At 66.7% G+C, this 26,368-nt stretch carries 22 protein-coding genes and 1 pseudogene; 17 read left to right on the top strand and 6 right to left on the bottom strand.

The features are described from left to right. Window positions 1-31 precede the first annotated feature (31 nt). The 3 genes from ACREYQ_RS28090 to ACREYQ_RS28080 are packed head-to-tail and all read left to right on the top strand — an operon-like array spanning window position 32 to window position 4,809. Window positions 32-760 carry a response regulator transcription factor gene (locus tag ACREYQ_RS28090; protein ID WP_432261235.1) on the top strand — a complete coding sequence of 243 codons (729 nt, stop codon included), beginning with the start codon at window positions 32-34 and terminating at the stop codon, window positions 758-760. After that, window positions 753-2,420, top strand: a complete 1,668-nt coding sequence (locus tag ACREYQ_RS28085; RefSeq protein WP_432261234.1) for a FecR domain-containing protein — start codon at window positions 753-755, stop codon at window positions 2,418-2,420. The genes ACREYQ_RS28090 and ACREYQ_RS28085 overlap by 8 nt, the downstream gene beginning before the upstream one ends. Continuing rightward, window positions 2,398-4,809 carry a CHASE2 domain-containing protein gene (locus ACREYQ_RS28080; protein ID WP_432261233.1) on the top strand — a complete coding sequence of 804 codons (2,412 nt, stop codon included), beginning with the start codon at window positions 2,398-2,400 and terminating at the stop codon, window positions 4,807-4,809. The genes ACREYQ_RS28085 and ACREYQ_RS28080 overlap by 23 nt, the downstream gene beginning before the upstream one ends. Before the next feature lie 361 nt (window positions 4,810-5,170). Here the strand turns inward: ACREYQ_RS28080 and ACREYQ_RS28075 are convergent. The 4 genes from ACREYQ_RS28075 to ACREYQ_RS28060 form a co-directional block, all read right to left on the bottom strand. Continuing rightward, window positions 5,171-6,723, bottom strand: a protein-coding gene (locus ACREYQ_RS28075) for an IS3 family transposase (protein WP_432258890.1) whose coding sequence is annotated in 2 segments (ribosomal slippage) — window positions 5,171-6,237 and window positions 6,237-6,723 — 1,554 coding nt in all. Because the reading frame shifts where the segments join, the coding sequence is not laid out codon by codon here. A gap of 567 nt (window positions 6,724-7,290) precedes the next feature. Continuing rightward, a complete protein-coding gene (locus ACREYQ_RS28070; protein ID WP_432260052.1) occupies window positions 7,291-8,421 on the bottom strand; it encodes an IS110 family transposase in 1,131 nt (376 codons plus the stop codon). 415 nt (window positions 8,422-8,836) lie between these two features. After that, on the bottom strand, window positions 8,837-10,210 hold the full coding sequence (locus ACREYQ_RS28065) for a heavy metal sensor histidine kinase (RefSeq protein ID WP_432261232.1): 1,374 nt from the start codon (window positions 10,208-10,210) through the stop codon (window positions 8,837-8,839). Next, entirely contained in the window at window positions 10,207-10,896 is a 690-nt protein-coding gene (locus ACREYQ_RS28060) for a heavy metal response regulator transcription factor (RefSeq protein WP_432261231.1), read from the bottom strand. Before ACREYQ_RS28060 ends, ACREYQ_RS28065 begins: the two co-directional genes overlap by 4 nt. A 148-nt stretch (window positions 10,897-11,044) precedes the next feature. Here ACREYQ_RS28060 and ACREYQ_RS28055 point away from each other — a divergent pair, with 148 nt between their 5' ends. The 13 genes and pseudogenes from ACREYQ_RS28055 (at window position 11,045) to ACREYQ_RS27995 (ending at window position 23,091) form a co-directional block, all read left to right on the top strand. Next, a complete protein-coding gene (locus ACREYQ_RS28055) occupies window positions 11,045-12,883 on the top strand; it encodes a copper resistance system multicopper oxidase (RefSeq protein WP_432261230.1) in 1,839 nt (612 codons plus the stop codon). A 26-nt stretch (window positions 12,884-12,909) separates the two neighbouring features. Continuing rightward, window positions 12,910-13,911 (top strand): copper resistance protein B, encoded by a 1,002-nt coding sequence (locus ACREYQ_RS28050; protein WP_432261229.1) that lies wholly within the window; start codon window positions 12,910-12,912, stop codon window positions 13,909-13,911. A 35-nt stretch (window positions 13,912-13,946) separates the two neighbouring features. After that, window positions 13,947-14,333 (top strand): copper homeostasis periplasmic binding protein CopC, encoded by a 387-nt coding sequence (gene copC, locus ACREYQ_RS28045; protein WP_432261228.1) that lies wholly within the window; start codon window positions 13,947-13,949, stop codon window positions 14,331-14,333. Further along, entirely contained in the window at window positions 14,334-15,263 is a 930-nt protein-coding gene (copD, locus tag ACREYQ_RS28040; RefSeq protein ID WP_432261227.1) for a copper homeostasis membrane protein CopD, read from the top strand. It abuts the gene before it with no gap. Between the two features lie 298 nt (window positions 15,264-15,561). Continuing rightward, entirely contained in the window at window positions 15,562-16,605 is a 1,044-nt protein-coding gene (gene gnd, locus ACREYQ_RS28035; RefSeq protein WP_432261226.1) for a phosphogluconate dehydrogenase (NAD(+)-dependent, decarboxylating), read from the top strand. A gap of 57 nt (window positions 16,606-16,662) precedes the next feature. Continuing rightward, window positions 16,663-16,710: pseudogene (locus ACREYQ_RS28030) on the top strand (hypothetical protein); the annotation flags it as partial. Between the two features lie 48 nt (window positions 16,711-16,758). Continuing rightward, window positions 16,759-16,917 (top strand): hypothetical protein, encoded by a 159-nt coding sequence (locus ACREYQ_RS28025; protein ID WP_432261225.1) that lies wholly within the window; start codon window positions 16,759-16,761, stop codon window positions 16,915-16,917. Next, complete coding sequence (locus ACREYQ_RS28020; protein ID WP_432261224.1) at window positions 16,914-17,666, top strand: ROK family protein; 753 nt, start codon at window positions 16,914-16,916, stop codon at window positions 17,664-17,666. Before ACREYQ_RS28025 ends, ACREYQ_RS28020 begins: the two co-directional genes overlap by 4 nt. Window positions 17,667-17,718: 52 nt before the next feature. Further along, on the top strand, window positions 17,719-19,809 hold the full coding sequence (tkt, locus tag ACREYQ_RS28015) for a transketolase (protein WP_432261223.1): 2,091 nt from the start codon (window positions 17,719-17,721) through the stop codon (window positions 19,807-19,809). A 293-nt stretch (window positions 19,810-20,102) separates the two neighbouring features. Continuing rightward, window positions 20,103-20,417 carry a high-potential iron-sulfur protein gene (locus ACREYQ_RS28010; RefSeq protein WP_432261222.1) on the top strand — a complete coding sequence of 105 codons (315 nt, stop codon included), beginning with the start codon at window positions 20,103-20,105 and terminating at the stop codon, window positions 20,415-20,417. 423 nt (window positions 20,418-20,840) lie between these two features. Further along, a complete protein-coding gene (locus ACREYQ_RS28005) occupies window positions 20,841-21,095 on the top strand; it encodes an RNA-binding protein (RefSeq protein ID WP_432261221.1) in 255 nt (84 codons plus the stop codon). A gap of 343 nt (window positions 21,096-21,438) precedes the next feature. Continuing rightward, window positions 21,439-21,939: a DUF6496 domain-containing protein gene (locus ACREYQ_RS28000; RefSeq protein WP_432262677.1), complete on the top strand. Its 501-nt coding sequence runs from the start codon at window positions 21,439-21,441 to the stop codon at window positions 21,937-21,939. Between the two features lie 273 nt (window positions 21,940-22,212). After that, a complete protein-coding gene (locus ACREYQ_RS27995; RefSeq protein WP_432261220.1) occupies window positions 22,213-23,091 on the top strand; it encodes a cation diffusion facilitator family transporter in 879 nt (292 codons plus the stop codon). A 470-nt stretch (window positions 23,092-23,561) separates the two neighbouring features. Here ACREYQ_RS27995 and ACREYQ_RS27990 read toward each other — a convergent pair whose 3' ends face one another. Next, a complete protein-coding gene (locus ACREYQ_RS27990) occupies window positions 23,562-24,890 on the bottom strand; it encodes a tetratricopeptide repeat protein (RefSeq protein ID WP_432261219.1) in 1,329 nt (442 codons plus the stop codon). Window positions 24,891-25,107: 217 nt separating this feature from the next. On the opposite strand from ACREYQ_RS27990, the gene ACREYQ_RS27985 reads away from it, so the two are divergent. Next, a complete protein-coding gene (locus ACREYQ_RS27985; RefSeq protein ID WP_432261218.1) occupies window positions 25,108-25,548 on the top strand; it encodes an FKBP-type peptidyl-prolyl cis-trans isomerase in 441 nt (146 codons plus the stop codon). Window positions 25,549-25,555: 7 nt separating this feature from the next. Here the strand turns inward: ACREYQ_RS27985 and ACREYQ_RS27980 are convergent, their stop codons facing one another. Continuing rightward, window positions 25,556-26,353, bottom strand: coding sequence for an MlaA family lipoprotein (locus ACREYQ_RS27980; protein ID WP_432261217.1), 798 nt, complete (start codon window positions 26,351-26,353; stop codon window positions 25,556-25,558). Window positions 26,354-26,368 lie beyond the last annotated feature (15 nt).

Raw genomic sequence — 26,368 nt, 5'->3', positions numbered from 1 at the left:
CAGTCGGAAGCTGGCAGAAGGATGTAGAGGTATGCGAATTGCCTCCGTGGAGGATGATCCGGATCAGGCCGAACTGATCCGGCAGATATTGGGCGAAGCCGGCTTCGAGTGCGAGTCCTTCGCCAACGGCGCGGATTTGCTGCGCGCGCTGCGCGAGCGCGCCTACGACCTCTTGCTGGTCGACTGGCAGCTGCCCGGCACCAGCGGCTATGAGCTGGTCAGCTGGGTGCGGCAGAAGTCCGGCAACATGCCGCCGATTCTGTTCGTCACCAGCCGCACCGCCGAATCCGACATCGTCGACGGCCTGACGGTGGGCGCCGACGACTACATGCTCAAGCCCATCCGCGCCGGCGAGCTGATCGCCCGCGTGCGCTCGCTGCTGCGCCGCGCCTACCCCGAGGCCGCGCAGGAAGTGGAGCTGATCCGGCGCGGCAACTACACCGTCGATACCCACGCGCGCACCATCGCCGTCGGCGGTGAGGCGGCGCTGCTGTCGCCGCGCGAATACGAGCTGGCGCTGTTCCTGTTCCGCAATACCGGGCGCCTGCTGGCGCGCGAGGTGATGGAGCAGGCCGTCTGGGGCCGCGCCATGGGAGCGGGCTCGCGCACGCTCGACACGCATATCTCGCGGCTGCGCCTGAAGCTGGCGCTGCGCCCCGAGAACGGCGTGCGGCTGACCTCCGTGTACTCGCACGGCTATCGATTTGAAGAGATTTCCGCTGCCGAAGCGCAGGCGGACGAGGCCGGGGCGGATGCGTAAGCGGATTGGATGTGTCGCGCTGGCCCTGCTGGCCAGCGTGGCGGTTCCGGCGCAGGCCGGGCCCGCGGGCGCGGAGGGCGCCGATTTTATCTACGTGGTGGAGCCGGGCGATACGCTGATCGGACTGGCCTCGCGCTACATGGCGTCGGAGCAGGGGTGGCGCACGCTGCAGCGCCTGAACGGCGTGGCCGATCCGTACCGGCTGGTGCCCGGCTCGCGCCTGCGCATCCCGCTCAGCCAGATTCCCGAACAGGCGGCGTCTGCCCGCGTGGTCTATGTGGCCGGCGAGGTCCGCGCCAACGGCCGGCCGGTGCAGGCCGGCATGACCCTGGATGAAGCGGCGCGCATCGAAACCCCGGCGGGCGGCTCGGTCACGCTGGAGCTGCCGGACCGCAGCCGCGTCACGCTGCCGCCCGCCACCACGGTGGCGGTGAGCCGGCTGCGCACCTTCGCGCGCAGCGGCCTGACCGATACCGTGATCCGCATCGACAAGGGTGCCGCCGATACGCGCGTGGCACCCGAGGGCGGCGGCGTCGGCCGGTTCGAGCTGCATACGCCGATGATGGTGACCGGCGTGCGCGGCACCCGCTACCGGGTCTCGGCGGACACCGCCGGCAGCCGCAGCGAGGTGCTGGAAGGGCGCGTCGGCGTCAGCGCGGCGCGGGGGGGCCGTGCCAGCCCGGCGGCGTCGGTCGGTGCCGGCTATGGCATCGGGGTGTCGTCCGCCGGCAAGCTGTCGCCGCCGGTGGCGCTGCTGCCGGCGCCAGCCCTGCAGCCCCCGGCCGATACCGTGCTCGGCCCGGCGTTCAAGGCCGCCTGGCAGCCGGTGCCGGGTGCCACCGGCTACCGCGTGCTGGTGGCGCGCGATGCGGCGCTGAGCGAACTGGCCTGGACCGGCACCGTCAGTGGCGCCAATGTCACGACCACACGCGTAGACGGGTTGCCCGAGGGCACGCTGTACCTGAGCGTCAGCGCCATCGACAAGCAGCAGCTGACCGGTTTCGGCGCCCAGGCGCCGGTGTCGGTGCGGCTGAACCCGCCGGCGCCATTTACGCAGCAGCCTGCCGCCGATGCGGTGCGCTATGCCGACGCCGTGGCCTTCGAATGGGCCACCGTGCCGGGCGCGGCGGGCTACGAGCTGGCGCTGGCCGCCGATCCCGCATTTGCGCGCGAGGCCGCCGTCCATGCGGCCACCGGGCCCGCCGCCACGCAAGCGCTGGCCCCGGGCCGCTGGTGGTGGCGCGTGCGCAGCGCCGATGCGGCGGGCCGGCCGGGCCCGTGGTCGGATGCGGTGCCATTCAGCGTAAAGCCCAGGCCGCCCGTGCCCACGCTGCAGGACGACGGCGGGGCGCTGCATATCGGCTGGCCCGAGGGCGGCGGCGCCGGCATGGGCTACCGGGTCCAGATGTCGGCCGATGCCGGCTTTGCCACGCTGCTGGCCGACGAGCACGCCACCACCAACGCCATCGACCTGCCGCGCCCCGTGCCCGGCGTCTATTTCATCCGCGTGGCGCGTGCGGCGCCGGGCGTGACGCCTGACCCGGCCGCGTTCTCCGCGCCGCAGCGCATTGAAGTCATGGCCTTCCTGCGCGACGCGCAGGGCGGTGCAATCGGGTCGGGCGACCGGCCGGACGGCGGTGGCCGCATCCGGCTCCACTGACGCACCTGGCCCGGGCGTGCCCGGGCACGCATTCGGGCGGCGCACGCTGGTCGAATGGTGCCTGCTGGCGGCCGCCGTGCTGGCCCTGGTGATGCTGGCCGCGCGCCAGGGCTGGGCCGAGCGCGCCGACCTGGCAGCCTACGACATCGCCATCAGCGCCCAGCACCACCCTGCCCACGACGACATCGTCATCGTCGGCATCGACGATGCAAGCATCGGCGCCATCGGCCGCTGGCCGTGGCGCCGCGCGGTGCTGGCGCAGCTGGTCGAGCGCATCGCCGCCGGCCGGCCGCGCGTGATCGGCATGGACGTGATCCTGTCCGAGCGCGACACCCGCTATCCGCAGGACGATGCCGTGCTGGCGCACAGCATGGCGCTGGCCGGCAACGTGGTGCTGCCGGTGGTGGCCGAGTCCGGCCCCGCCGGCATGCTGGTGCGCTACCCGCTGGCCGGGCTGGGCGCGGCGGTGGGCCATATCAATATGGTGGTCGATACCGATGGCGTGGCCCGCCAGGTCTACCTGCGCGAAGGGCCGCATCCGGTGGCCGCCACGGGCGTGCCGCACCTGGCCGCGGTGATGGCGGGCTTCGGGCGCGGCGGCGGCTTGCCCGCCAGCTTGCGCCAGGAGCCGGCCCTGGTGACCGAAGCCAACGGCTGGGAGCGCAGCGTCCGCCTGCGCATTCCGTACGCCGGCCCGCCCGGCACCTTTGCCCGCGTGTCGGTGCGCGACGTGCTGGAAGGCCGCGCCGATCCGGCCATCTTTGCCGGCAAGGCGGTGCTGATCGGCGCGTTGGCCACCGGCATGGGCGACGTGCTGCCGACCCCGGTCTCGCGCGATGGCCGCGGCATGAGCGGCGTGGAGATCCTCGCCAATACCGTGCAGGCGGTGACGGACGGCGACGCCATTGTCGCGGTGCCGCGCGCCTGGCAGGTCGGCGGCACGCTGCTGGCGGTGCTGCTGGCCGCCCTGGCCGCGCTGCGGCTGCCGCCGCGCGGCGCGCTGGTGGTCACCGGGCTGCTGCTGGCCGGCCTGCTGCTGGGGTCGCTGGCGCTGCTGGCCCTGGCGCGGCTGTGGTTTGCCCCCGCCGCCGCGGTGTTCGGCTGCGTGCTGTTCTACCCGCTGTGGAGCTGGCTGCGCCAGGAAGCGGCCTTGCGCTTCCTGACCGACGAGCTGGCGCGGCTGGAGCGCGAGCCCGGCGTGATGCCCGCGCCGCGGCATACCGGCGCCACGCTCGACAGCCGCATGCGCGCGGTCTACGCCATGAGCGCCCGCTTGCGCGGCATGCGCCGTTTCCTTTCCGACGGGATCGAGAGCCTGCCCGATGCCACCGCGATCTGCGGCCTCGACGGCGGCGTGCTGCTGGCCAACCGGCGCTGCGTGGCGCTGGCACCCGCCGTGCTGGACAGCGAGCCGCCGCGCGCACTGCGCGAGCCCGGCCCGCCGCGGCCCGGCATCCGCGCCCTGATCGAAGCGCTGTTTCCCGCGCCGGCACCGGCGCTGGCCTACTGGCAGGCCCTGCACGACCGCCACGCCGGCGCGCGCATCGCCCCGGCGCCGGTGCCGGAAGGCGGCATCGAAGTGCCCGGGCGCGGCGAGCGCCGCTACCTGCTGCACGGCGCGCCCCTGCATGCCGAGGCCGGCGCCGTGGCCGGCCTGATTGTCAGCGTGATCGACATCACCGAGATCCGCATTGCCGAGCGCCAGCGCGAGCAGATGCTGCGCTTCCTGTCGCACGACATGCGCTCGCCGCAGGCGTCGATCCTGGCACTGATCGAACTGCACGAGCGCCGCGCGCGGCGCGGCGGGGCCTCCGACGATGCCGCCACCGACAGCGGCGTGCTGAACCGCATCGCCGCCCATGCACGGCGCACCATGACGCTGGCCGACGATTTCATCAGCGTTGCGCGCGCGGAGTCGAAGTCGCTGGCGTTCATGGAGGTGGAGCTCGGCGGGCTGGTGCTCGATGCCACCGACCAGCTCTGGGCGCTGGCCAAGGCGCGCGACGTGACGCTGCAGATCGATTTGCCGGACGAGCCGGCGGTGCTGCAGGGTGAACCGGCATTGCTGGCGCGCGCCATTGCCAACCTGGTCAGCAATGCGATCAAGTTCAGCCCGCAAGGCGAGACCGTGACGGTTTCGCTCACGCGTGAACCGGACAGCTTCGTCGTCGCCGTGCAGGACCATGGACCGGGGATTGCCGAGGCGGATCAGGCGCGGCTGTTCGAACCGTTCGTGCGCTTGCATGAGGGGCAGCAGGGCGCGCCCGAAGGCACCGGGCTCGGGCTGGTGCTGGTGCGGGCGGTGGCCGAGCGGCATGGGGGCAAGGCCTGCGTGCGGAGTGCGGCTGGGGCGGGTGCGATGTTCCGCATTGAATTGCCTGTGGTCTGAGCGGCGCAGCCACTGCCACTGCCACTGCCGTAAGTCACGCTATGCCTGCCGAAACAATTGTTGGCAGTTGCCCAAAGAGGATTTGCGTAGCATCGGATTGCCGCTGGAGCCGCATCCGGTGGTCTTCGCGCCCACGCCAGGTTCCCCCAATGGCCGTAACTGGCGTGGGCGGTTTTTTGGGGGTGGATTTGGGGCTGTGGCTATGCGGTAGATTGCGGTTCTTGGCGGGCCTGCTGTTCGTTGGCTTGGTTATGTAGGGCGGGTTCGATGTTGTCGTAGGTTTAGCCGCCTGGTTCCGCCCTGCTGGGCGGGTCACTTTTTGTCCGAGCGGTGTGTGTCAAGGTAGTTGTCGCGTTCGCCGTCATGCAGCTTTCCGGTATTCCTTGGGTTCCTGTTCAGCTCGCTCGGGGTTCAGGTAGACCACTGGCTCCAGCTTCCAATTCCGGATTCCCCGCGACCAGCGCTGCGGATGTCGGGTGCGGGCTGCCTGATACAGCATCGTGCGTCGCGCCAGCAGGGGCACCGCTTCCTCGCGGTGCCGCTGGTTCGGCGTGACGTACTTCAGGCCACTGTGGCGGTGCTCCTCGTTGTACCAGTGCACGAACCGATGGACCCAATCGCGCGCTTGCTGCAGCGTATCGAATGGCCGATCCGGCCACAGCGGGCAATACTTGGCTGTGCGGAACAGCGCTTCTGCGTAAGCGTTGTCATTGCTCACGCGCGGGCGACTGTATGAGGGCTGCACGCCCAGGTAACCCATCGTCGCCAGCATCGTCCCTCCTTTCATGACGCTGCCATTGTCCGAATGCAGCACCAGCGGCCGCCCGGCGGTCTGCTCGCGCAGGCAGCCTAGCGACAGCAGTTGGCTGGCATGTTCAGCCGATTCGCTCTCGTGCACCTCGTTGACTACCAGCTTGCGGCTGTAGATGTCCTGCATCATGTACCAGTAAAAGAAGCGACCTTTCACCGTCGTGGGCATCCACGTGATGTCCCAGCACCACACCTGGTTCGGTCCGTCGGCGCGGTGTGTAGTCAGCGGGCGCGAGGACTTGGCATTGTGGCTGCGCCCGCGCCGGCGCGCCTGGCCTTCGGCCTTGAGCACGCGGTAGAACGTCGACTCCGAGGCCACATAGCGGCCTTCGTCGGCCAGCTTCGGCACGATCTGGTGCGGCGTCAGGCTCTCGTAGCCGCGCTGGTTGGCCGCGGCCAGCACGGCCTGCCGCTCCGCCTCGCTGAGCTTATTGGCCGGCACTGGGCGCTGCGCGCCCGGGCGGCCATCCGCAGGCACATGACGCCAGCGCTGCAAGGTGCGCTCGTTCAGGCCCAACTCCCTGCAGGCGCTGGCTTGACGCGCACCGCTCTTTACCGCTTCATCGATCAACATGATGGCTTCGCGGCGATCCGAGACGTTGATCAGTCCTCCTCGTCCCTTCCCCAGATCGCCTCGGCTTTTTTTCGCAGCACCAGCAGCGCCGCTGTCTCCGCCAGCGCCGCATTCTTGCGCTTGAGTTCGCGCTCCAGATCGCGGATCCGTTTCTGGGCAGTCTCTTCCTCGCGGCGCTGCGCCAGGCCGGGCTTGGCCAGCGTCTTCGCGTTAGCCTGCTCACAGGCGGCGCGCCACTGCCGGATCTGTTCCGGCTGAATGCCCTTCCTGCGGCAGTATTCGGACAGCTCCGCCTCGCTCAGGGGCGCTGTCTCCAGCACCACCCGGAACTTGTCCGCACTTGACCACTTGTCACTCTGCTTGCCGTTGCCTGGCACAACCTGTCCTTGCTCTCGGGCTTCGTTGCGCCACGTACGCAGGCTCACCGTCGTGACACCCGTCTCCTTGGCCAACTCCACAACCGACCGATTCAAGGGCGGCATCATCTGCTCAACCACCCATTCCTTGTACTCCGCCGGATAACGCTTCATCTTCCAACCGTTACCGCCCTCCATTGTCCTTCATCGAAAGGCGGCGAGGCGACAACTATCCTGACATGGAGGGGAGCGACAAAAAGTAACCAAAAAACGCGTCGCCTCGGGCGGCTGGCCACCAATTCCACGGTGTTGGTGGTTCGGGCTGCGGTGATTTCCGTTCGATGGGGTAGGTGGTTCAGGCCTGCTACGCTTCCGGGATGTGCCTTGCGTCCAGGGACTATTGGACGAACCCGACTTTAGGCCGTTGGCAGCCTGCTGATATGACTTCCCGTGTCAATCGAGATTGTTTGGCTCAGGGTTTCATAGTTCCATGCTGTTCCCAATTTCCTGAGGGCGGCGTAGCAGTAAGTCTCGACGGTGGATCACGCTGATATCCGCGGGTTGGTTACCGCATTACAGAGGTCCGCTCAATGAGCCTGCCGCTAACTAAGGCCGCAAGTCGGATGGAATCCGTTGCCTAGCAGGGACGCGGGTTGCTCGTGTGCCGGGCTACGCCGCCTTCAGGAAACTGGCCTCCCAGTAGTTTGTTGGATAGGTTGATTTGTACCCCCCGGTGCCTGGTTACATTGTCCGCGCCTCGTTTGGTACTGAGAGGGACATCGCAAGGCGGCTGATGTCCCAGATGAAGCCGCTCAGTTCGCGGGCCACCGCAACCACCGCAATGTTCGGGTTCTTGCCGCGAGCGGCCAGCCTCCGATAGCGCCGGCAAAGTCGAACCTGGGCGTCCCAGGATCGGTCAACGATGGCCTTTGGAATACCTTCGTGCCGGCGCTGGATCTGAGGGCTCACGCGTGCCGGGTGTCGGTAACTCCAGGCCGCCTCGACCAGTAGCTTTCTTGCATAGCTATTGCCGTTCTTGGTGATGCTGCCCTGGCGCCGTTTCTCGCCCGACGAGTGTTCGGCGGGCGTTACACCAAGCCAGGCCATCAGTTGGCGCGGATGCGCGAAGCGCGAGAGATCGCCCAACTCGGCGAGCATGCCCACCGCCGTGGTGAAGTCGATGCCGCGCATGGTCTGCAAGCCCAGTACAGCCGGATAGAAGCGCCAGTTGACCATTGCCTCGCGCAGGGCCGCTTCGAGACGGCTGCATTGCGCAATCCGGTCCTCGATGGTCCGTCGATATTCCTCAAAGGCAAGTTGCTGCCACACGCTGTCGAACGCATATTGGCTCAACCAACGCTGGTGTGCCGGGCCCCAGTCGGCTTTGCCGGCGTAGCGAACCCCGTGCGAGAGCAGAAAGGCCTTCAGTCGCTGCCGTGCACGCTTCAGATCGTTCTTGGCGCTGACCCACGCGCGCGACAGATCCCGGAAGGCTTCATCCTCCACGCTGGGCACGTACACCGCCGACAGGTCGCCGGCCCGTAGCGATCGCACAAGCTTGACCGCATCGCGTCGGTCGGTCTTGACACGCTCACCGGGCTTCTTCGGGATCAGTGACGGTGCGCATACCATGCACTCGACCCCTTTTCCTGCAAGCTGCCGGTAAAGGCCATATCCGCAGGGGCCGGCCTCGTAGACGATCCGGATGTGGCGCGCTTTGGACTGCAGGCGCTTGCACAGGCGATCGATATCGGCCTGCGACGTACCGATCTTACCAAGCAGTTCCACTTCGCCCATGCCGAGTGCATAGGCGACCGTGATCGAGTCCTTATGGACGTCCAGACCGACATACAAAGTGCTATCGTGTTCCATGCTGGCCTCCGCGCTGGAAATCGCCGGGTGTGGCACTGTCCACACCGTGCGGCTCTGGCAGTCATGCTAACCCGCGTTTGATTCCTCGCGGCGGGCCAGCCCTCTTGCCCCAGGGGAGTCATACTGACTAAGCAAGTCATCGGTAGGACGCCTACGGCTGCGCTGCGCGCACTCAGTATCGCAGGTCGGGTGCTCGGGCACGGAGTGCGTCGCTGCGCTCGCACGGCGCTGTCGCGGATGATGCCGGGCCAGCAGCGAGAATCAGGTCGTGGCCGCTAGTTCTGCCACGTTAGGACCTGCGCGAAGCGCAGCCGAAGGCGTCCGACCGAGGCGGTGGTTATAAGTAGGTCGCCGGCTACGCCGGCGAAACAGCCACGCCCGCCAAGACCGAAGAGCGACCGCATAGCCCACCACCCTACCCCGGAAGCGTCAAAACAAACCTCGTCCTCCCCCCCGCCGACTGCACTCCAATCCCCCCGCCATGCGCGGCCACGATCGCCTGCGTAATCGCCAGCCCCAGCCCGGCGCCATCGGACTCGGGCCGCGCCCGCGATTTGTCGGCACGGAAGAACCGGTCGAACAGCGATGGCAGCAACTCCGGCCGGATGGTGTCGCCTTCGTTTTCGACCACCACCGTCACCACCTCGGCGGCAGGCGATATTTCCACCACGACGCCCTTGCCCGCGGGCGTATGCCGCAGCGCATTCGACAGCAGGTTGCTCAACGCGCGCCGCAGCATCAGCCGGTCGCCGGTGATGCGGCCACGGCCGCGCAGGGTCAGCCGCACACCTCTGTCATCGGCCAGCGCATCATAGAAATCGAACAGCGCGGCGACTTCATCCGCAACTTCAATCGGCTCGGCGTTGGGCAGCGAGATGCCGTGCTCCATCTTGGCCAGGTAAAGCATGTCCGACACCATGCGCGACAGCCGCTGCAGCTCTTCCACGTTGGAGGCCAGTACCTCGCGGTACTTGGCCGCGTCGCGCGGCTGCGACAGCACCACCTGGGTCTGCGTCATCAGGTTGGTGATCGGCGTGCGCAGTTCGTGCGCGAGGTCTGACGAGAACTCCGACAGGCGTGCGAAGTCGCGCTGCAGGCGTTCCAGCATGGCGTTGAGCGTGGCGGCGAGGTCGGCCATTTCCACCGGCACGGCATCGACCGGCATGCGCTCGTCGAGCTTGTGCGCGGTGACAGCGCGCGCGCGCGAGGCCATGGTGCGCAGTGGCGAGAGGCCGCGGCGCGCGGCCCACCAGCCCAGCAGGCCGCTCGCCAGTGCCGCCAGCGCGCTGTAGAAGGCGAGCGACTGGCGGAACGCGTACATGAAGTGGGCATGCAAGGCCGTGTCCATGCCAACCACGACCTGCAGCGGCCCCGGCTGTCCGTCCGCCACCGGGGCCAGCGCGCGCAGGCCGCGATAGGTCTGGCCGCCTTGTTCCCAGGTGAAGACGTCCTGCCGCGCCGGCAGTTGCGCGGCGGCTGCCAGCGCCATGCCGAAGTCGAAATCCCGCGTGGCATACAGGCGCTTGCCGTCGGCGGCGCGCACTTCGGCGACGAAGCCGGGATGGTGTTCCAGCGCCGGGCCCAGGCGCTGCGGCAGCGACGCCGCCGGGCCCTCGGCCGTGATCTTCCGGATCAGCCGCACGTTGTCGCCCAGCACGGCGTAGTCTTCGTCGGCGAAATGATTGTCGATGGCCAGCCAGATCAGCACGCCCAGGCCCAGCAGCACCGCGGCGGACGACAGCGAGAACAGGATGGTGAGCCGTGCCGTCAGCGACATGCGGCCCGTCATGCGCGATTCTCCTCCGGCGCTTCCAGCACGTAGCCCATGCCGCGTACGGTCTGGATCAGCCTGGGCTCGAACGCATCGTCGATCTTCGCGCGCAGGCGCCGGATGGCGACGTCGATGACATTGCTGTCGCTGTCGAAATTCATGTCCCACACCTGCGAAGCGATCAGCGAGCGCGGCAGCACTTCGCCGCGGCGGCGTGCCAGCAGTTCCAGCAGGGCGAATTCCTTGCTGGTCAGCGTGATGCGGCGCCCGGCGCGCGTGGCCCGGCGGCGGGTCAGGTCCAGCACCAGGTCGGCCACCTGGATGCGGTCCAGCGCCATCTGCGCGGTGCCCCGGCGCAGCAGCGTGCGCACCCGCGCGAGCAGCTCGGAGAACGCGAAGGGCTTGACCAGGTAGTCGTCCGCACCCAGCTCCAGCCCCTTGACGCGGTCGGACACGCTGTCGCGCGCGGTCAGGAACAGCACCGGCACGGCGTTCTGCGCGGCGCGCAGCGCCTGCACGATGCGCCAGCCGTCCATGTCCGGCAGCATCACGTCCAGGATGACCAGGTCATAGGGCTCGGTCATCGCCAGGTGCTGGCCGTCCAGCCCGTTGGCCACCAGGTCGACGACGAAGCCCGCCTCGGTCAGCCCCTGGCGCAGGTATTCGCCGGTCTTGGACTCGTCTTCCACCACAAGCAGTTTCATCGGCACTTTCCTTGATCGATCAGTAACTCTACGCCGGCGCCGCCGCCGCCAACATGACGGGAAGATTACCGGATTGTCATGTTCCGGTCAGGCGTGCGTAGGGTGGCCCTCGCTACGCTTGGCGTGCTTTCAACCAGGATCTGATGCCATGCGACGCCACCCAAGCCCCGGCCTTGTGCTGCCCGATTTCCGACGACGCCGCTTCGTGCAGGGGCTGGCCGCCGGCGGCGTGGTGGCCGGCCTGTCCGGGATCGGCGGCAGCGCCTGGGCGCAGCATGCGGGCCATGGCGCCGGCGAGCGCGCCGGGCAGCCCGCGCCGGCGGGCACGGGCTCGGCGCCGGTGCTGCGCGGCACCGAGTTCGACCTGGTGATCGGCGAAGCGCTGGTCAACTACACCGGCAAGCCCGCCATCGCCACCACCATCAACGGCATCCTGCCCGGCCCGACGCTGCGCTGGCGCGAGGGCGACACCGTCACCATCCGCGTGACCAACCGCCTGCGCGAGGCCACCTCGATCCACTGGCACGGCATCATCCTGCCGTACGGGATGGACGGCGTGCCCGGCATCAGCTTTGCCGGCATCCCGCCCGGCGAGACCTTTACCTACCGCTTCAAGGTCGCGCAGACCGGCAGCTACTGGTACCACTCGCATTCGGGCTTCCAGGAGATGACCGGCGTCTATGGCGGCATCGTCATCGATCCGGCCTCGGGGCAGGAAACCGTGCGTGCCGACCGTGACCATACCGTGCTGCTGTCGGACTGGACCGATGAAGACCCGATGCGGGTGCTGACCAAGCTCAAGGTCCAGGGCGACTACTACAACTACAACCAGCCCACGATGGTCGACTTCTTCCGCGACGTCTCGCGCGACGGGCTCAGGCAGGCGCTGGACAAGCGCCGCATGTGGAACCAGATGCGGATGAGCCCGACCGACCTGGCGGACCTGTCCGGCGCCACGCTGACCCACCTGGCCAACGGGGTCACGCCGGCGGGCAACTGGACCGGTGTGTTCCGCCGCGGCGAGACCGTGCGCCTGCGCTTTATCAACGGCTCGGGCAATACCTTCTACGACGTGCGCATTCCCGGGCTCAGGCTGCGGGTGGTGCAGGTCGACGGCCAGGATATCGAACCGGTCACGGTCGACGAATTCCGCTTCGGCCCCGGCGAGACCTGCGACGCCATCGTCGCGCCGCGCGACGACGCCTACACGCTGTTCGCGCAGTCGATGGACCGTACCGGCTATGCCCGCGGCACGCTGGCGGTCAGGGAAGGGCTGGCGGCACCGGTGCCGGCGCTGGACCAGGCCGAGTGGCTGACCATGACCGACATGATGGGCGGGATGACGGGCCATGGCGGCCACGGCGGCATGCAGCATGGCGCCATGCCGATGCAGGGCATGGACCACGCCGGCATGGACCACAGCCGGCACGCCACGGCCCCCGCCGATCCGCTCAAGGTCCCCGGCAAGACCGCGCGCCATGCCCGCACCGAATACGGTGCCGGCACCGACATGCGCGTCGACATGGCCCGCACCAACCTGGACGACCCCGGCATCGGCCTGCGCAACAACGGCAGGCGCGTGCTGACGCTGGCCGACCAGCACACCATCGGTGGGGCCATGGATGCGCGCGGCCCCGGGCGCGAGGTCGAGCTGCATCTGACCGGGAATATGGAGCGCTATACCTGGTCGTTCGACGGCGTCGAGTTCGGCAAGTCGACGCCGGTCTACTTCAGGCACAACGAGCGCCTGCGCGTGATTCTGCACAACGACACCATGATGACGCATCCCATGCACCTGCACGGCATGTGGAGCGAGCTGGAAGCACCTGACGGCAGCTTCCAGGCACGGCGCCACACCATCCCTGTGCAGCCGGCGCAGCGCATCAGCTTCCTGGTCACGGCCGATGCCCTGGGACGCTGGGCCTGGCATTGCCACCTGATGCTGCATATGGACGCGGGCATGTTCCGTGAAGTGGTGGTGGCGTGATGGCACGACGTGAATGCGCAATCGTTATGCACGGGCACAAGAAGACGATGCTGGCGGCGGCGCTGGCACTGACCGCGATGGGCGCAGCCTCTGCGCAAGCCCCGCATGCCGGCCATGCGCCAGGCCATGATCACCAGGCTGCCCAGGCAGCGCCTGCCGCCATGGAGGGTATGGACCGCAGCCAGATGCAGGGCATGGAGCCAGACGGGATCCAGACCATGGACGGTGGCGGCGCGCTGCAGGAGACTGCCCCCGCCATGAACCATGGCGACATGCAGATGCAGGGCGGCAGCGCGCCGCCCGACGCCCGCGATCCGCACGCCTACTCCGGTGGCTACCAGCTGGGCGTCGGCAAGTACGCCCTCGGCGACCAGCGCCAGCTGGTGATGGCCGACGAGCACCTGTTCGCCTCGGTGCTGGTCGACCGCCTGGAGTGGGCCCATGCCAACGGCGGCAATGCCGCCGCCTACGAGGCGCAGGCGTGGTTCGGCAACAGCTACGACAAGCTGGTGATCAAGGCCGAGGGCGAGGCGTCGAAGGGCAAGCTGCACGAGGCCCGCACCGAACTGCTGTGGGGCCACGCCGTGGCCAGCTACTGGGACACCCAGCTGGGCCTGCGCAACGACACCGGCAGCGGGCGCCCGGCGCGCAACTGGCTGGCCTTCGGCGTGCAGGGGCTGGCGCCGTACTGGTTCGAGGTCGATGCCACCGCCTATGTCGGCACCAGCGGCCGCACCGCGCTGCGGCTGTCCGCCGAATACGAACTGCTGCTGACGCAGCGCCTGATCCTGCAGCCGCGCATCGAAGCCAACCTCTATGGCAAGAATGATCCGGAGGCGGGTATCGGCAGCGGCCTGTCCAACAGCACCGCGGGGCTGCGGCTGCGCTATGAATTCAGCCGGCAGTTCGCGCCGTATATCGGCGTGGAGCGCTACCAGGCCTTCGGCAATACCGCGGACATGATCCGGACCTCGGGCGGCAAGGCGGGCGAAACGCGCTTCGTCGCCGGCGTCCGCGTCTGGTTCTGACAAGACAACTTCAATCTCAACAGGTAGAGACCACCATGCATGCCAATCGCCCCCTGATCCACGCCATGATTGCGGCCACGGCCGCGCTGGCCAGCAGCATCGCCTTCGCGCACCCGAAGCTGGTATCGTCCACGCCGGCGGACAAGGCCGAGGTGGCGCCGCCGCAGAAGATCGAACTGCTCTTTTCCGAAAGCCTGGTCACCCAGTTTTCCGGCGCCAACCTGGTCATGACCGGCATGCCGGGCATGGCCAGCCATGCGCCGATGAAAATGGCCGTGAAGGTTTCCGGCAGCGACGACCCCAAGGCCATGGTAATCACGCCGGCGCAGCCGCTGCCGGCAGGCAGCTATCGGGTGGACTGGCGCGCGGTCTCGTCCGATACCCATCCCGTCACCGGCAATCTCGCCTTCACGGTGAAGTGATTGCCGCAGGCTGACTGGTTGGCTGCCGGCCTGCGTCTGGCGCTCTATGTCGACCTGGCCTTGCTGTTCGGGTTGCCGCTGTTCTGCACCTATGCACTGCAGCGCGAGGAACGGGCCTCACGCTTTGCGATGCGCTGCCGGGCGCTTGCACTGGGCTGTGCGATAGCGGGCATCGTGCTCTCGCTGGGGGCCCTCGCCGTAATGGCGAAGATCATGACGGGAGAGTCCGAATTCTCTGCATTGCAGGGCCATGTCTTCGCGATGGTCGTCACGGGTACGGATTTCGGCGTGGCCTGGTCGGTGCGCCTGGCGGCCTTGCTGCTCTGCGTGCTGGCGGGCATGACGTGGCGCAGCCCCCGCGCGCGTTTCGCGGCGCTCGCCATGCCCGGCGGCATTGCGCTGGGCACGCTGGCATGGGGCGGGCATGGCGCGATGCATGAGGGCGCCATCGGCTGCCTGCACCTGGCATCGGACGTGGCGCATCTGCTCGCCGCCGGCGCCTGGGTTGGGGCGCTGGCGGCGTTCCTGCTCCTGTCGGCGTCCAGGGGGGCTACGAAAGACGAGGACATTGCGCTGCTGAGCCGCACGGCAAACGGCTTTGCACGCGTTGGCACCGTCATCGTCGCCACGCTGATGCTGTCAGGTGCGCTCAACTACTGGCTCATCGTGGGCCCGGCGATGCCGGCGTTCACGCCGATGTCCTATGGCGGGCTGCTGGCCGCCAAGCTCGCACTGTTCATGGCGATGCTCGGCCTGGCGGCCGCGAACCGCAAGAGCCTGGGTCCGCGGCTGGCAATGGCTGTCCGGGCAGGGGAGCCCGGTATGGCGACACGGGCGCTGCGGCGCAGCCTGACGCTGGAAGCGGGCGCCGCCACGCTGGTGCTGGCGCTGGTCGCCGTGCTCGGCATGCAGTCGCCGGCGCCAACGTGAACGCTAGCTAAGGACTCCCAAGACCGTTGTGACGATCTCGTGATCCAGGAGCGATGAGCCGGTTGAATCGGCGGAAAGCGCTCAATCAGCGGTGTGCTATCGCCCGCATTCCGCCAGATGAGGCGCCTAGACCGCTGCTTCTCTCGCGATTCACGAAAGTCAGAATGCATCCGACAGCGGGATCAGCATTTCTTGCCTAGAACCAACACATGACCAGCATGCAACCGGAAGTCAGCCAATTGGGCGCAGGCGGGATTCATGACCATCAGGGCCACTTCATCCAGAGAGGTAAATCAAAATGCATCTCGGCATGATCGGATTGGGACGCATGGGTGCCAGCCTGGTACAGCGTCTTATCGTTAAAGGCCATACATGCGACGTCTACGACGTGAATCCCGCTGCCGTGAAGAGGATGGTCGGCACCAGTGTCCAAGGGCGGGCGTCGATCGCCGAACTAGTCGCGAAGCTGGCCAGGCCGCGCGTGGTGTGGGTAATGGTTCCCGCTGCCGTGGCCGGCAACACGATCGAGGAGGTGGGCGCTTGCGTGGGTGAGGGCGACATCATCATCGACGGCGGCAACAGCTACTACCGCGATGATCTGCTACGCGCGAAGGCGCTCAGACAGAAAGGCATCCATTTTGTCGATTGCGGCACCAGTGGCGGCGTATTCGGGTTGGAGCGAGGCTTTTGTCTGATGATTGGCGGCGATGAGCAAGTGGTCAAGCAACTGGAGCCGATTTTCAAGAGCATTGCGCCGGGAGTCGAGGCAGCATCGCGCACGCCAGGCAGGACCGGTACTCCCACGCCGGCCGAGCATGGCTATCTGCATTGCGGTCCGAACGGCGCGGGCCACTTCGTAAAGATGATTCACAACGGCATCGAGTACGGCCTCATGGCAGCATATGCGGAAGGCCTGAATATCCTGCACCACGCCGATGCCGGCAAACGCCCACGCGACGCGGATGCCGAGACCGCGCCGCTGCGCGAGGCGGAATATTACCAATTCGATTTGAACCTTTCCGAGATTGCGGAAGCGTGGCGCCGCGGCAGCGTGATCGGCTCGTGGCTGCTTGACCTTACCGCTGCCTCGCTGCTGAGCAGTCCCGACCTGGAGGGCTATGCGGGGCACGTCTCCGACTCCGGGGAGGGACGCTGGACGGTTGCGGCGGCCATTGACGAGGCGGTGCCAGCGCCGGTTCTCAGTGCTGCGCTTTATGAACGCTTCAGCTCGCGCGGCGAAGCCGATTTTGCCAATCGGGTCTTGTCTGCGATGCGCAAGCAGTTTGGCGGACATGACGAGACAGGGAAGGAGAAACTCCAGGATGAACCCCGTCGACAATGACGCTCCGCACTGGCCGAGCAGGCGCGCGTGGTGGACGAATAGCCCTTCGGCCGCGATCTGGCCTCGGCTCGCGGCCTCAACCGAATCGCCCGGTCCGCTTTCCGCGAGGACGCCATCTTTCGCATTGATCACTTCCTCGCAAAGGAGACGATCATGAATATCCTCTATTTTCGCTTCGCCAATGCATTTCTGGAGCCGATCTGGAATCGCAATTTCGTTGCCATGCATGACGAGACGGCGGCTGACTACACGCTGATCGGCGACCGTCCCACGGCGGCGCTGGTCGGGCGCGGCGGCTCTGACGCATCATGAGCACCCGATCAAAGAAGCAGTTGAATGTGCTGGTGGTCGATGTCGGCGGCTCCCATGTCAAGTGCGTCGCTACCGGCCACAAGGAAGCTGTCGCGTTCAGGTCGGGACCGGACATGACACCGGATCGCATGATGAAGAAATTGCAGAAGATCACCTCCGGCTGGCACTACGACGCGGTTTCGATTGGCTATCCGGGTGTGGTCCTCGGCGATCGGATAGCGCGCGAACCGAACAACCTCGGTTCCGGATGGATCGGTTTCGATTTTCAGGCAGCGTTCGGGTGTCCGGTAAAGATTATCAACGACGCGGCGATGCAGGCGCTCGGCGACTATGAAGGCGGCCGAATGCTATTCCTCGGGCTCGGCACCGGGCTCGGATCGGCGCTGATGCTCGACGGCACGATTGCTCCCATGGAACTGGGACAGTTGCGCAACGGGAAGGGACACACTTACGAAGACGATCTCGGCGAGCGGGGACGCCGGCGCCTGGGGAACAAGAAGTGGCGCCGCAAGGTCGCGGCTGTGGTGGACGACTTGCGCGCGGCGCTGTTGCCCGACTATATCGTGCTGGGCGGTGGCAATGCCGTGCGTCTGAAGGAACTGCCCTTGCTGTCCCGCCGTGGCGACAATGTCAATGCGTTTCTGGGCGGCTTTCGCATGTGGGAGCGGCGAGCCCCCAATGCGACAGAATCGGACGCAACAGGCGGCGACACTGCAATCGGCGGCAACGGGGATGGCCATTCGACCTGACGATCGAACCTGGCGCCGGTCTGGAAAATTGGAGCTACCGAGGAGTCGCCAAATGAATGCATTTCGACCCAATCCCGCGCTGGACGATTTGTGCATCAACACGCTGCGCTTTCTTTCGGTTGATGCCGTGCAACGGGCCAACAGCGGGCATCCTGGCTTGCCGCTGGGTGCGGCGCCGATGGCCTACGTGCTGTGGACACGCTTCCTCAAGCACAATCCCGCCAATCCACGCTGGTTCGACCGTGATCGCTTTGTGCTTTCCGCCGGTCATGGTTCGGCGCTCTTGTACAGCCTGCTCCACCTCACAGGCTACGACGTTCCGCTGTCACAACTGCGGCAGTTCCGGCAGTGGGGCAGCATCACGCCGGGCCACCCGGAACATGGCTTGGCGCCTGGCGTCGAGATCACCACAGGCCCGCTTGGCCAGGGCTTCGGCAATGGCGTGGGCATGGCGATCGCCGAAGCGAACCTGGCCGCGCGCTACAACCGCGACAACTGCTGCGTGATCGACCATTTTACCTATGGCATCGTGAGTGACGGCGACCTGATGGAAGGGGTCGCTTCCGAAGCCGCATCGCTGGCCGGTCATCTGCAGCTGGGCAAGCTGATTTACCTGTATGACGACAATCAGATCACCCTGTCCGCCGGTACGGACATGACGTTTACCGAGGACCGGGCGCGACGCTTCGAGGCATATGGCTGGCACACACAGGCGCTGCCCGACGGCAATGACCTCGCGGCGCTCGGGCGGGCGCTGGATGCGGCCCGTGCCGAGAACAGGCGTCCTTCGCTGATTCTGGTGCGCACGCATATCGGTTATGGCTCGCCCAACAAGCAAGACACATTTGAGGCCCACGGGTCACCGCTGGGCGCGGAAGAGGTCCGCTTGACCAAACGGAACCTTGGCTGGCCGGAGCAGCCGGCGTTCCATGTCCCCGAGGAGGCAAGCGCGCATTTTCGCAAAGCGGTAGCGCGAGGAAAGCAGGACGAGCAGGCGTGGCACGATAGATTTTCCGCCTATGAAGCGAAATTTCCCGAACTCGCGGCGGAGTTGCTGCAGCTGATGCAGGACAGGTGCGATGCCGGCGCAAGCGTGGCCGCACGCCGGGAGGAATGCGATGTCGAGATACCGCAGTTTCCCGCCGACGCCAAAGGCATGGCCACCCGCATTGCATCGGGCAAGGTCATGAACGCCATGGCAGCACATTTGCCGGCGCTGATAGGCGGCTCGGCGGATCTTGATCCGTCGACGCATACCGCACTGACCGGGCTCGGGGATTTTCAGCCCCCCGGCGCGAGCGCGCGCGACCGGCAAGGCTCGGAGGGCGGCTGGAGTTATGCCGGCCGCAATCTGCATTTCGGCGTGCGCGAACATGCCATGGGCGCGATCATGAACGGCTTGGCGGCGCACGGCGGCACCTTGCCGTTCGGCGCGACCTTCCTGGTGTTTTCCGATTATCTGCGGCCTTCGATCCGGCTGGCGGCACTGATGGGATTGCATGTGATCTACATCTTTACCCATGACAGCATCGCGCTCGGCGAGGATGGTTCCACACACCAGCCCGTGGAACAGCTTGCCAGCTTGCGTGGGATGCCGCGCCTGATCGTGATGCGTCCGGCTGATGCCAATGAGACTGCGAGCGCCTGGCGCGTTGCGGCCAGAACATGCGACCGACCCATAGCACTGGTATTGACGCGGCAGAACGTCCCCACGCTCGACCGGACGCAATTGGCTGCCGCCGATGGTCTGCGGCGCGGCGCATACGTGCTGGCCGATGCGGCGGACGGCAAGCCGGAACTGATCCTGATCGCCAGTGGGTCGGAAGTTAGCCTGATCGTCGCGGCATCCCGACAATTGGTCGCACAGCACATCAAGGTGCGCCTGGTCTCGATGCCAAGTTGGGAGTTGTTCGACGAACAGCCGCAAGACTATCGCGATACCGTATTGCCGCCGGCGGTCGGCGCAAGGCTCGCGGTCGAGGCCGGCGTCTCGCAGGGCTGGCATCGCTACGTCGGCGAGCGTGGGGATGTGCTGGCGGTGGATCGTTTCGGTGCATCGGCGGCCGCAGAGGTGATGCTGCGCGAATACGGCTTTACCGCAGAGAATGTCTGCCGGCGCGCCCTCACGCTCCTTCACCGATAAGAAGCGCGTCGGGCGTCGAAGTTAGACGGCGTCAGTCGGGCACGCTGGCGCGAGCATGTGCCGTCCGACGCCGTGCAGCACGCCGTCCAGGCGACTGGCAATCCTGTCGGAGGTGCCATCCTGGTCGCATAGCCCCTGTGGCCGCAGAGTTGGTAGCCAGTTGAATTCGCTTTATTCTGGCTTCGTCTCAGGCTTGTGTTTCCGGCGCGAGCGTCTACCGTGAACGATGGAGCCAATGTCGTTCACTGGCATGAACACAAACCATCCAAGATCTCTCGACTGGAGGTGCTGCGATGACTACTCGACGAATATTCCTGAAGGGAATATCGAGCATTGTAACGGCCGCAGTGGCTGGCATCGAGTCCCCGGCAAACGCACAGGCGGGGAAGCTTGATGAAAACGATCCGCAAGCCGTTTCACTTGGATATAAGCACGACACAACGAAGGTCGAAAAGGCAAGCTTTCCCAAGCACGAGTCAAGCCAGAAGTGCAGCAACTGCCAATTGTTTCAAGGCAAAGCCAGCGACGCGTGGGGACCGTGCCCCATCTTCGGTGGTAAGCAAGTCGCGACAAACGGTTGGTGCAGCGCTTATGTAAAAAAGGCCTGAAAAATCCAAGACGTATCTCCCTTTGAGCGCGCGGTCCCACTTGGAACCCGGCAGCAATGAAAAAGTTGGCCTTGCTCGTTGGCCTTTCACTAACGGCCGTTGCCGCTTGGGCTCAGGGCGGTCGCTATGGCTCCCCTCCGACACCAGGGACTGACACCGGCAGACGCGCGCAGCCGTTGGTGCAGGCCGCCAGCGGTGCTTCCGTGGAGAGTGCCAAAAATGGACAAGAGCGAAGCGCACGGCAACGTTGACCGCAGTATGGAGCGTGCCGGCCACCGAGGCGCTTCCGGCGCGGCAACACTTGGCAACCCGGCGTCGGCGCTCAAGAAACAGCCCTGAGCAGGTCCTGAGCTAAAGCGCGCCCGCACTGGCATGAGTTGTCATACTCGACCACAGCCACCGCCATCGACTGGAGAGACGATCATGAGTCGTTTGCTGCTCGGCAATATTGGACCCGGCACCTCCGATGCGGAAATCGGGGCCTTTCTGGAAAAGTACGGATTCCCCCCGTTCAATAACCTCGAACATGAGGAGGGCGATGGTTCGCACCCGGCCGTGCTGCTAACCTATGACAACCTCGACGTCATGGTGCTGACCAAGTTGCAGGAGCGCATCGACCATATGTACTGGAAAGAGCGCGAATTGTCCGCGTCGATCCTGCATGACCGCTTTGCGTGAGCGGCGGATGCTGGGAATCGGGTCACCTGCATGCTGACGCGCGCGCACTGGTCACAGAGATGCGCGGCGTCATCAAGGACGCGATCGAGCCCCATGCGTTCCATTGCCGTCTGGAACGTGTTTCGCAGGTGTAGATTTGGCGCAAGATGCACAGTTTGCGCGTGCAGAGGTACTGCTGTCACTCCTTGCGGCTGGTGATGGCGCCTCAATCGCGGGCCTGGAACAACCTTTGCATGGAATTCATCATTAGCCCGCCGGCAGATGACGGGCTCTGATCAACGCCCGCGGACATTGCATCTGCCATGGTCCATGCTGGATGACCGCGGCGGTCATGGAGATGACCATGCCAAGAGCATCGAGCATAGCCCGCGCCAAAGCAGACAAGAGTGCAGGCAAGGCGCCGACCACCCAGGCCGGCCATTTCGTTCGCGACGAGATCGAAGCCGTGCGAAAGGGTGAGCACGGCGTGCGCTCGGCCAAACAGGCCATAGCGATCGGCTTGTCGGAGGCGCGGCGCGCTGGCGTCGATGTGCCGCCAAAGAAGGGCATGACCAGAACGGAAACCAGGTCCGCCGCCACCAAGGGCGCACCGCGACGCGCGAGTTCTGAAAGCACGGCCGAGCGCTCCCAGGCTGCGCTCAAGGCACTCAAGCGAGAGAGCACAGCCGGCGCCTCTACCAAGGCGCTGTCCGCCCAGGCCAAGAGCGCGGCAAGCAAGCGCACGGCGGCCGATCGCTCGGCTACCGCCAGGAAGGCTGCCAGCACCAAGGGCGTTGCCGGTCGCTCCGAAGCGGCCCGCAAGGCCGCCCGCACGCGTGCGGCAAAAAAAGAGTCAGCTCGCTAGCGCCACTGCATTGCAGGCCCGCTTATCCGCTGCGAGGCCGCCGGGAGTGGATTGCCGGGGCCACCCTTTGATCCTCGGATCCCGAATGCACCAGTAAGCTGGTGCAAACTGTCCCGCAAAAGAGCAGACACCTTCCATCAGGAGGAGCCCATGTCGCAAGGGCCTGAACCGACACGTCAGGGTGCTTCAGCAGTTCCGTCCCAGCCGGGTTCCTCCCCGCCAGCCCCTCCTTCCACGTCCCGGATCCCGATCTACGGCGCCATCGCGGCCAATGTGTCCATCGCCGTCACAAAGTTCATCGTGGCGGGCGTCACGGGCAGTTCGGCAATGTTGTCCGAAGCCATTCATTCCACTGTCGACACCGGCAATGAATTGCTGCTGCTGGTCGGCATGGCGCGCAGCCGCCTGCCGGCCGATGCCATGCACCCGTTCGGCTATGGCAAGGAACTGTATTTCTGGAGCCTGATGGTGGCGGTGCTGTTGTTTGGCGTTGGCGGCGGCATCTCGGCCTATGAGGGCGTGCGGCACATGCGGAACCCGGTCCTGCTGACCGATCCGCACTGGAACTACATCGTGCTCGGCCTGGCAATGGTGTTCGAGGGCGCGAGCTTCGGTATCGCCATGCGTGCGTTCCTGAGGCAAAAGGGCGATGCGCCATTCTGGCGCGAGCTGCGCGACACCAAGGACCCAACCACGGTCACGGTGCTGGCCGAGGATGCGACCGCCCTCGCCGGCCTGGTGATCGCGGCGCTTGGCGTCTACGCAAGCCACCGATGGGACATGCCGGTGCTTGACGGCGCGGCTTCGCTGTTGATTGGCCTTTTGCTGGCGGCGGTCGCGTCGCTACTGATCCTGGAAAGCCGCAGCTTGCTGGTAGGCGAAGGCATCGACCGGGACATGGCGGTGGCGCTGCGCCAGATCGTGCAGGACGACCCGGCGGTGCAGTCGGCAGGTATGCCGCTGACCATGCATCTGGGGCCGGACGAGGTTCTGGTGACATTAGACGTGCGCTTCCATCCGGAGTCCAGCGCGAATGAAGCAGCTGGCGCCGTCGAGCGGATCGAGCGCAATATCCGCGCACGCTTCCCGCAGGTCAGCCGGATCTATATCGAGGCGCGGCTGATGATGGCAGGCTCGCGCACGGTCACCTGACCGAAGGCATCGTCGAAGATGCAGTCGCGCCAAGTGTCACTAGACGCCAGGCGGGAAGACATACCAGGCCCCGTCGCCGTGGCGGAAGAATGCCATGGAGAGGCCAGTCGATTCCACGCACACAAATCTGCCTTTGTGAAGGGCTCGATGTCCAAAGCAGGTTACCCGCGCAGGGCTGGCCTCCGTCGGCGCAAGCCATTTATCCACTAACCGGCGCAGGGAATATTCGGAGTCGCGCATCATGTCACTCCGTGTGAACCAGGCTCCTGGTGCCGAACAGGCATCGGGGGTGCCTCTTGATTCCATGCTAGACGCGGGGCCGCACTTCTGGTTTCGGCCAAAGCCGACAGCACGCATCGGGAGCTGCTGAATCGGTTGTAGGACCTGGCTTACAGGAATATGTTGGCCAGCGCCTCGGCCGGCCTCATGCTCGATGGCCTGCTGCCGCACATGCCCTGCTGGCTACACGCTTATGTGCGGCATGTATCGGCGCGCTGCACCAGCCGGTGCAGGCTCGGGCTCATGGGCTTGAGCGCGGCGCGCTCGCCCGTGAGCGCGATGGCCAGGTTGCCGCGGCCGTCGCGCAGGGCGGCTTCGATCAGGGTCAGGCCGATGAGGTCGCGCTGCGCATGGCTGCCGCCGAAGCGGTGGGCAATCAGGCGCACCGGCAGCAGCAGGTCGATGGCGGTGGCGTAGTCGCCCTGGTCGAACGCGATCAGCGCATCGGCCAGCGGCAGCCCCACCTCGCGCGACATCATGGCGTTGGTGCCGTTGCCCAGGGCAGCGCGCTCCAGCGCGGCACGGACCTGGTCGGCCGCGGCGGGCCGGTGCGCGCCCAGGCTGGCCATCACGGCATGGACATCGTTGAAGGCGTAGTAGCCGGCCGCGCCGCGGCTCAGCCAGTCGTCCGCTACCGGCTGCCAGCGCCCGCCCAGGTCCACGCCGCGCAGGTGCAGCCGCCACAGCAGCGCGGAGGCGTCCACCAGGTCCAGAGCAATCGCCGGCGCGGGGCGGTTGATATGGCCGTCGTACAGCGCCAGCACGTCATCGGTCCGGCCGTCTTCCAGCTGGAACAATGCCAGGTGCCACCAGATGTGCACGGCCAGCATATTGTCCCCGGCCCAGTCGTCGCGGCGCCCGTCCAGCCAGGCGATGCCGTCGGCCAGCCGGCCCTGCATCTCCATCACGTGCGCCACCGCGTGCACGGCCCACGGATCGCGCGGATTCAGTTCCAGCGCGCGCCGGCCGCTTTGCTCGGCGCGGTCGTAGAGCTGGGTCTCCTCCAGGCCGAAGGCATGCATGCCAAGCAGGTAGCCGTAGCCCGGCATGCCGGCATCCCAGTGCGGCAGCGCCTGCGCCACGCGGTCGCGCAGCATCGAGGATTGCCCCAGCATGAAGTCTTCGAGATGCGCGGTCTGGATCGCCAGCAGGTCGCGTGGATAGTCGATCACGATATCGCCGTAGAGCCGGACCGAGCGCTCGAACTCGCCGTCCAGCCAGGCGCGTGCGGCGGCAATGTGGCGGCGCTCGCGGTCGTTGGCGCGGCCGCGCAGGGCTTCGCCGGCTTCGACGCTTTGGCGCAGCAAGGGCTCGGCCGCGCCGTCGCCGGCGGTCACCATCAGCGCGGCGCGCAGCGCGTGGCCCATGGCGAATTCGGGATCGGCGGCCAGTGCCGTGTCGATGGTGGCGAGCGGGTCGCCGTAGTAGCCGTTGAGCAGGCGCAGGGCCGCTTCATACTGCTCGACCGAGCGGGCGTTCCCGGTCGATACCGGGAGGTCCCTTGAATCCGTCAGTGCCATGGCAATCTCCGTGCGCCCGCGGCAGCGGGGCTGTCACGAACCATCGTAGACGGCAAAACGCCCCGTGTAACGGGTGCGGCGGGGTGCGGCGCACCATGCCGCCCGCCAGGCGCACGGTCGGGGTGCGCTGTGCGCTATATGCCGCTGCCGTCATACCGTTGCCATGCGTCGGTTAAACTGCCGCATCCCCAATCACGACCTCACGACCAGGTTCCCCATGAAAACACTCGCGCTTTTCCTCGGCACCCTGACCATCGCCGGCGCGGCTTGTGCTGCCCCGGCCGCCACGGCAGCCTCGGCCCCGGCCACGCCCGCGGCGGCGCCGCAGACGCTGGCATCGGGCATGACCATCCAGCACCTGATCAAGGGCAACGGCGCCTCGCCCAAGGCTACCGACACGGTGCAGGTCCACTACCGCGGCACGCTGGCCGACGGCACCGAGTTCGACAGCTCCTACAAGCGTGGCCAGCCGATCTCGTTCCCGCTCAACCGGGTGATCCCGTGCTGGACCGAAGGGGTGCAGGCGATGCAGGTGGGCGGCAAGGCCAGGCTGACCTGCCCGCCGGCCACGGCCTACGGCGCGCGCGGCGTGCCGGGCACGATCCCGCCGAATGCCACCCTGACCTTCGAGGTGGTATTGCTGGGGATCGGCGGCTAAGGCCCTGTCAGCGCGGCGCCTGCGGCTGCGCGGACGCCGGCGTGCCTGCCGGTGCTGCGGGCGCGCTGGGCGCCGACCCGGCGCCAGCGTCCTCGTCATCGCCATAGTCCGGCAGCGCCGTGTTCTGCCCGAGCAGGTAGCGGCGCCGCTGCAGGTAGCCGTCGCGCACAAAGGCGTACTTGTCCAGCGCCGCCAGCTTGAGCAGGTCGGTGGCACCCAGCAGGTTGGTGCGCACGTCCACGACGTTCATCCCATACAGCGAATTGCGTACCGCCGGCCGCGCATAGGTAGTGGGATCGAACCAGAAATTCACATACAGGCCCACGCCGTCCCGGAACGAGCTGGGGCCGAACACCGGCAGCACCAGGTAGGGTCCCGACGGCACGCCCCACGTGCCCAGCGTCAGCCCGAAGTCCTGCGAATGCTTCTGCAGCCCGGCCGGCGTGGCAATGTCGATCAAGCCGCCGAGTCCCAGCACGGAATTGATCGCGACCCGCATGAGGCTCTCCGCCGCGTCAACGCCCTTGCCCTGCAGCAGGTTGTTGGCAAAGTTGCCCACGTCCGCGATGTTGGAATAGAAGTTGGTGACGGCGGTGCGCACCGGCTCCGGCGTGACCGCCTTGTAGCCCTTGGCCACCGGCACGGCCACGTACTCATCAAGCTTGTCGTTGACGGTGAAGACTGCGCGGTTCATCGGCTCCAGCGGATCGTCGGGATTGGCCTGGGGGCCGGTGGCGCAGCCCGTGAGCAGGGCCGCGGCGAAGAGAGTCGTGGCGAGGGGCGGAAGGGGAAGGCGGACGGGCATCGAGGCGGGACAGGT

Source organism: Cupriavidus sp. TMH.W2 (assembly GCF_050847365.1).
In the GTDB taxonomy this organism is placed as follows: domain Bacteria; phylum Pseudomonadota; class Gammaproteobacteria; order Burkholderiales; family Burkholderiaceae; genus Cupriavidus.
The sequence above is the reverse complement of the archived record's forward strand: the minus strand, read 5'-3'. Positions and strand labels throughout refer to the sequence as shown.

Coding starts and splice junctions, on each gene's coding strand:
- ACREYQ_RS28090 (WP_432261235.1), top strand. CDS start 32: ATGCGAATTGCCTCCGTGGAGGATGATCCGGATCAGGCCGAACTGATC.
- ACREYQ_RS28085 (WP_432261234.1), top strand. CDS start 753: ATGCGTAAGCGGATTGGATGTGTCGCGCTGGCCCTGCTGGCCAGCGTG.
- ACREYQ_RS28070 (WP_432260052.1), bottom strand. CDS start 8,421: ATGGAACACGATAGCACTTTGTATGTCGGTCTGGACGTCCATAAGGAC.
- ACREYQ_RS28065 (WP_432261232.1), bottom strand. CDS start 10,210: ATGACGGGCCGCATGTCGCTGACGGCACGGCTCACCATCCTGTTCTCG.
- ACREYQ_RS28060 (WP_432261231.1), bottom strand. CDS start 10,896: ATGAAACTGCTTGTGGTGGAAGACGAGTCCAAGACCGGCGAATACCTG.
- ACREYQ_RS28055 (WP_432261230.1), top strand. CDS start 11,045: ATGCGACGCCACCCAAGCCCCGGCCTTGTGCTGCCCGATTTCCGACGA.
- ACREYQ_RS28050 (WP_432261229.1), top strand. CDS start 12,910: ATGCACGGGCACAAGAAGACGATGCTGGCGGCGGCGCTGGCACTGACC.
- copC (WP_432261228.1), top strand. CDS start 13,947: ATGCATGCCAATCGCCCCCTGATCCACGCCATGATTGCGGCCACGGCC.
- gnd (WP_432261226.1), top strand. CDS start 15,562: ATGCATCTCGGCATGATCGGATTGGGACGCATGGGTGCCAGCCTGGTA.
- ACREYQ_RS28025 (WP_432261225.1), top strand. CDS start 16,759: ATGAATATCCTCTATTTTCGCTTCGCCAATGCATTTCTGGAGCCGATC.
- ACREYQ_RS28020 (WP_432261224.1), top strand. CDS start 16,914: ATGAGCACCCGATCAAAGAAGCAGTTGAATGTGCTGGTGGTCGATGTC.
- tkt (WP_432261223.1), top strand. CDS start 17,719: ATGAATGCATTTCGACCCAATCCCGCGCTGGACGATTTGTGCATCAAC.
- ACREYQ_RS28010 (WP_432261222.1), top strand. CDS start 20,103: ATGACTACTCGACGAATATTCCTGAAGGGAATATCGAGCATTGTAACG.
- ACREYQ_RS28005 (WP_432261221.1), top strand. CDS start 20,841: ATGAGTCGTTTGCTGCTCGGCAATATTGGACCCGGCACCTCCGATGCG.
- ACREYQ_RS28000 (WP_432262677.1), top strand. CDS start 21,439: ATGCCAAGAGCATCGAGCATAGCCCGCGCCAAAGCAGACAAGAGTGCA.
- ACREYQ_RS27990 (WP_432261219.1), bottom strand. CDS start 24,890: ATGGCACTGACGGATTCAAGGGACCTCCCGGTATCGACCGGGAACGCC.
- ACREYQ_RS27985 (WP_432261218.1), top strand. CDS start 25,108: ATGAAAACACTCGCGCTTTTCCTCGGCACCCTGACCATCGCCGGCGCG.
- ACREYQ_RS27980 (WP_432261217.1), bottom strand. CDS start 26,353: ATGCCCGTCCGCCTTCCCCTTCCGCCCCTCGCCACGACTCTCTTCGCC.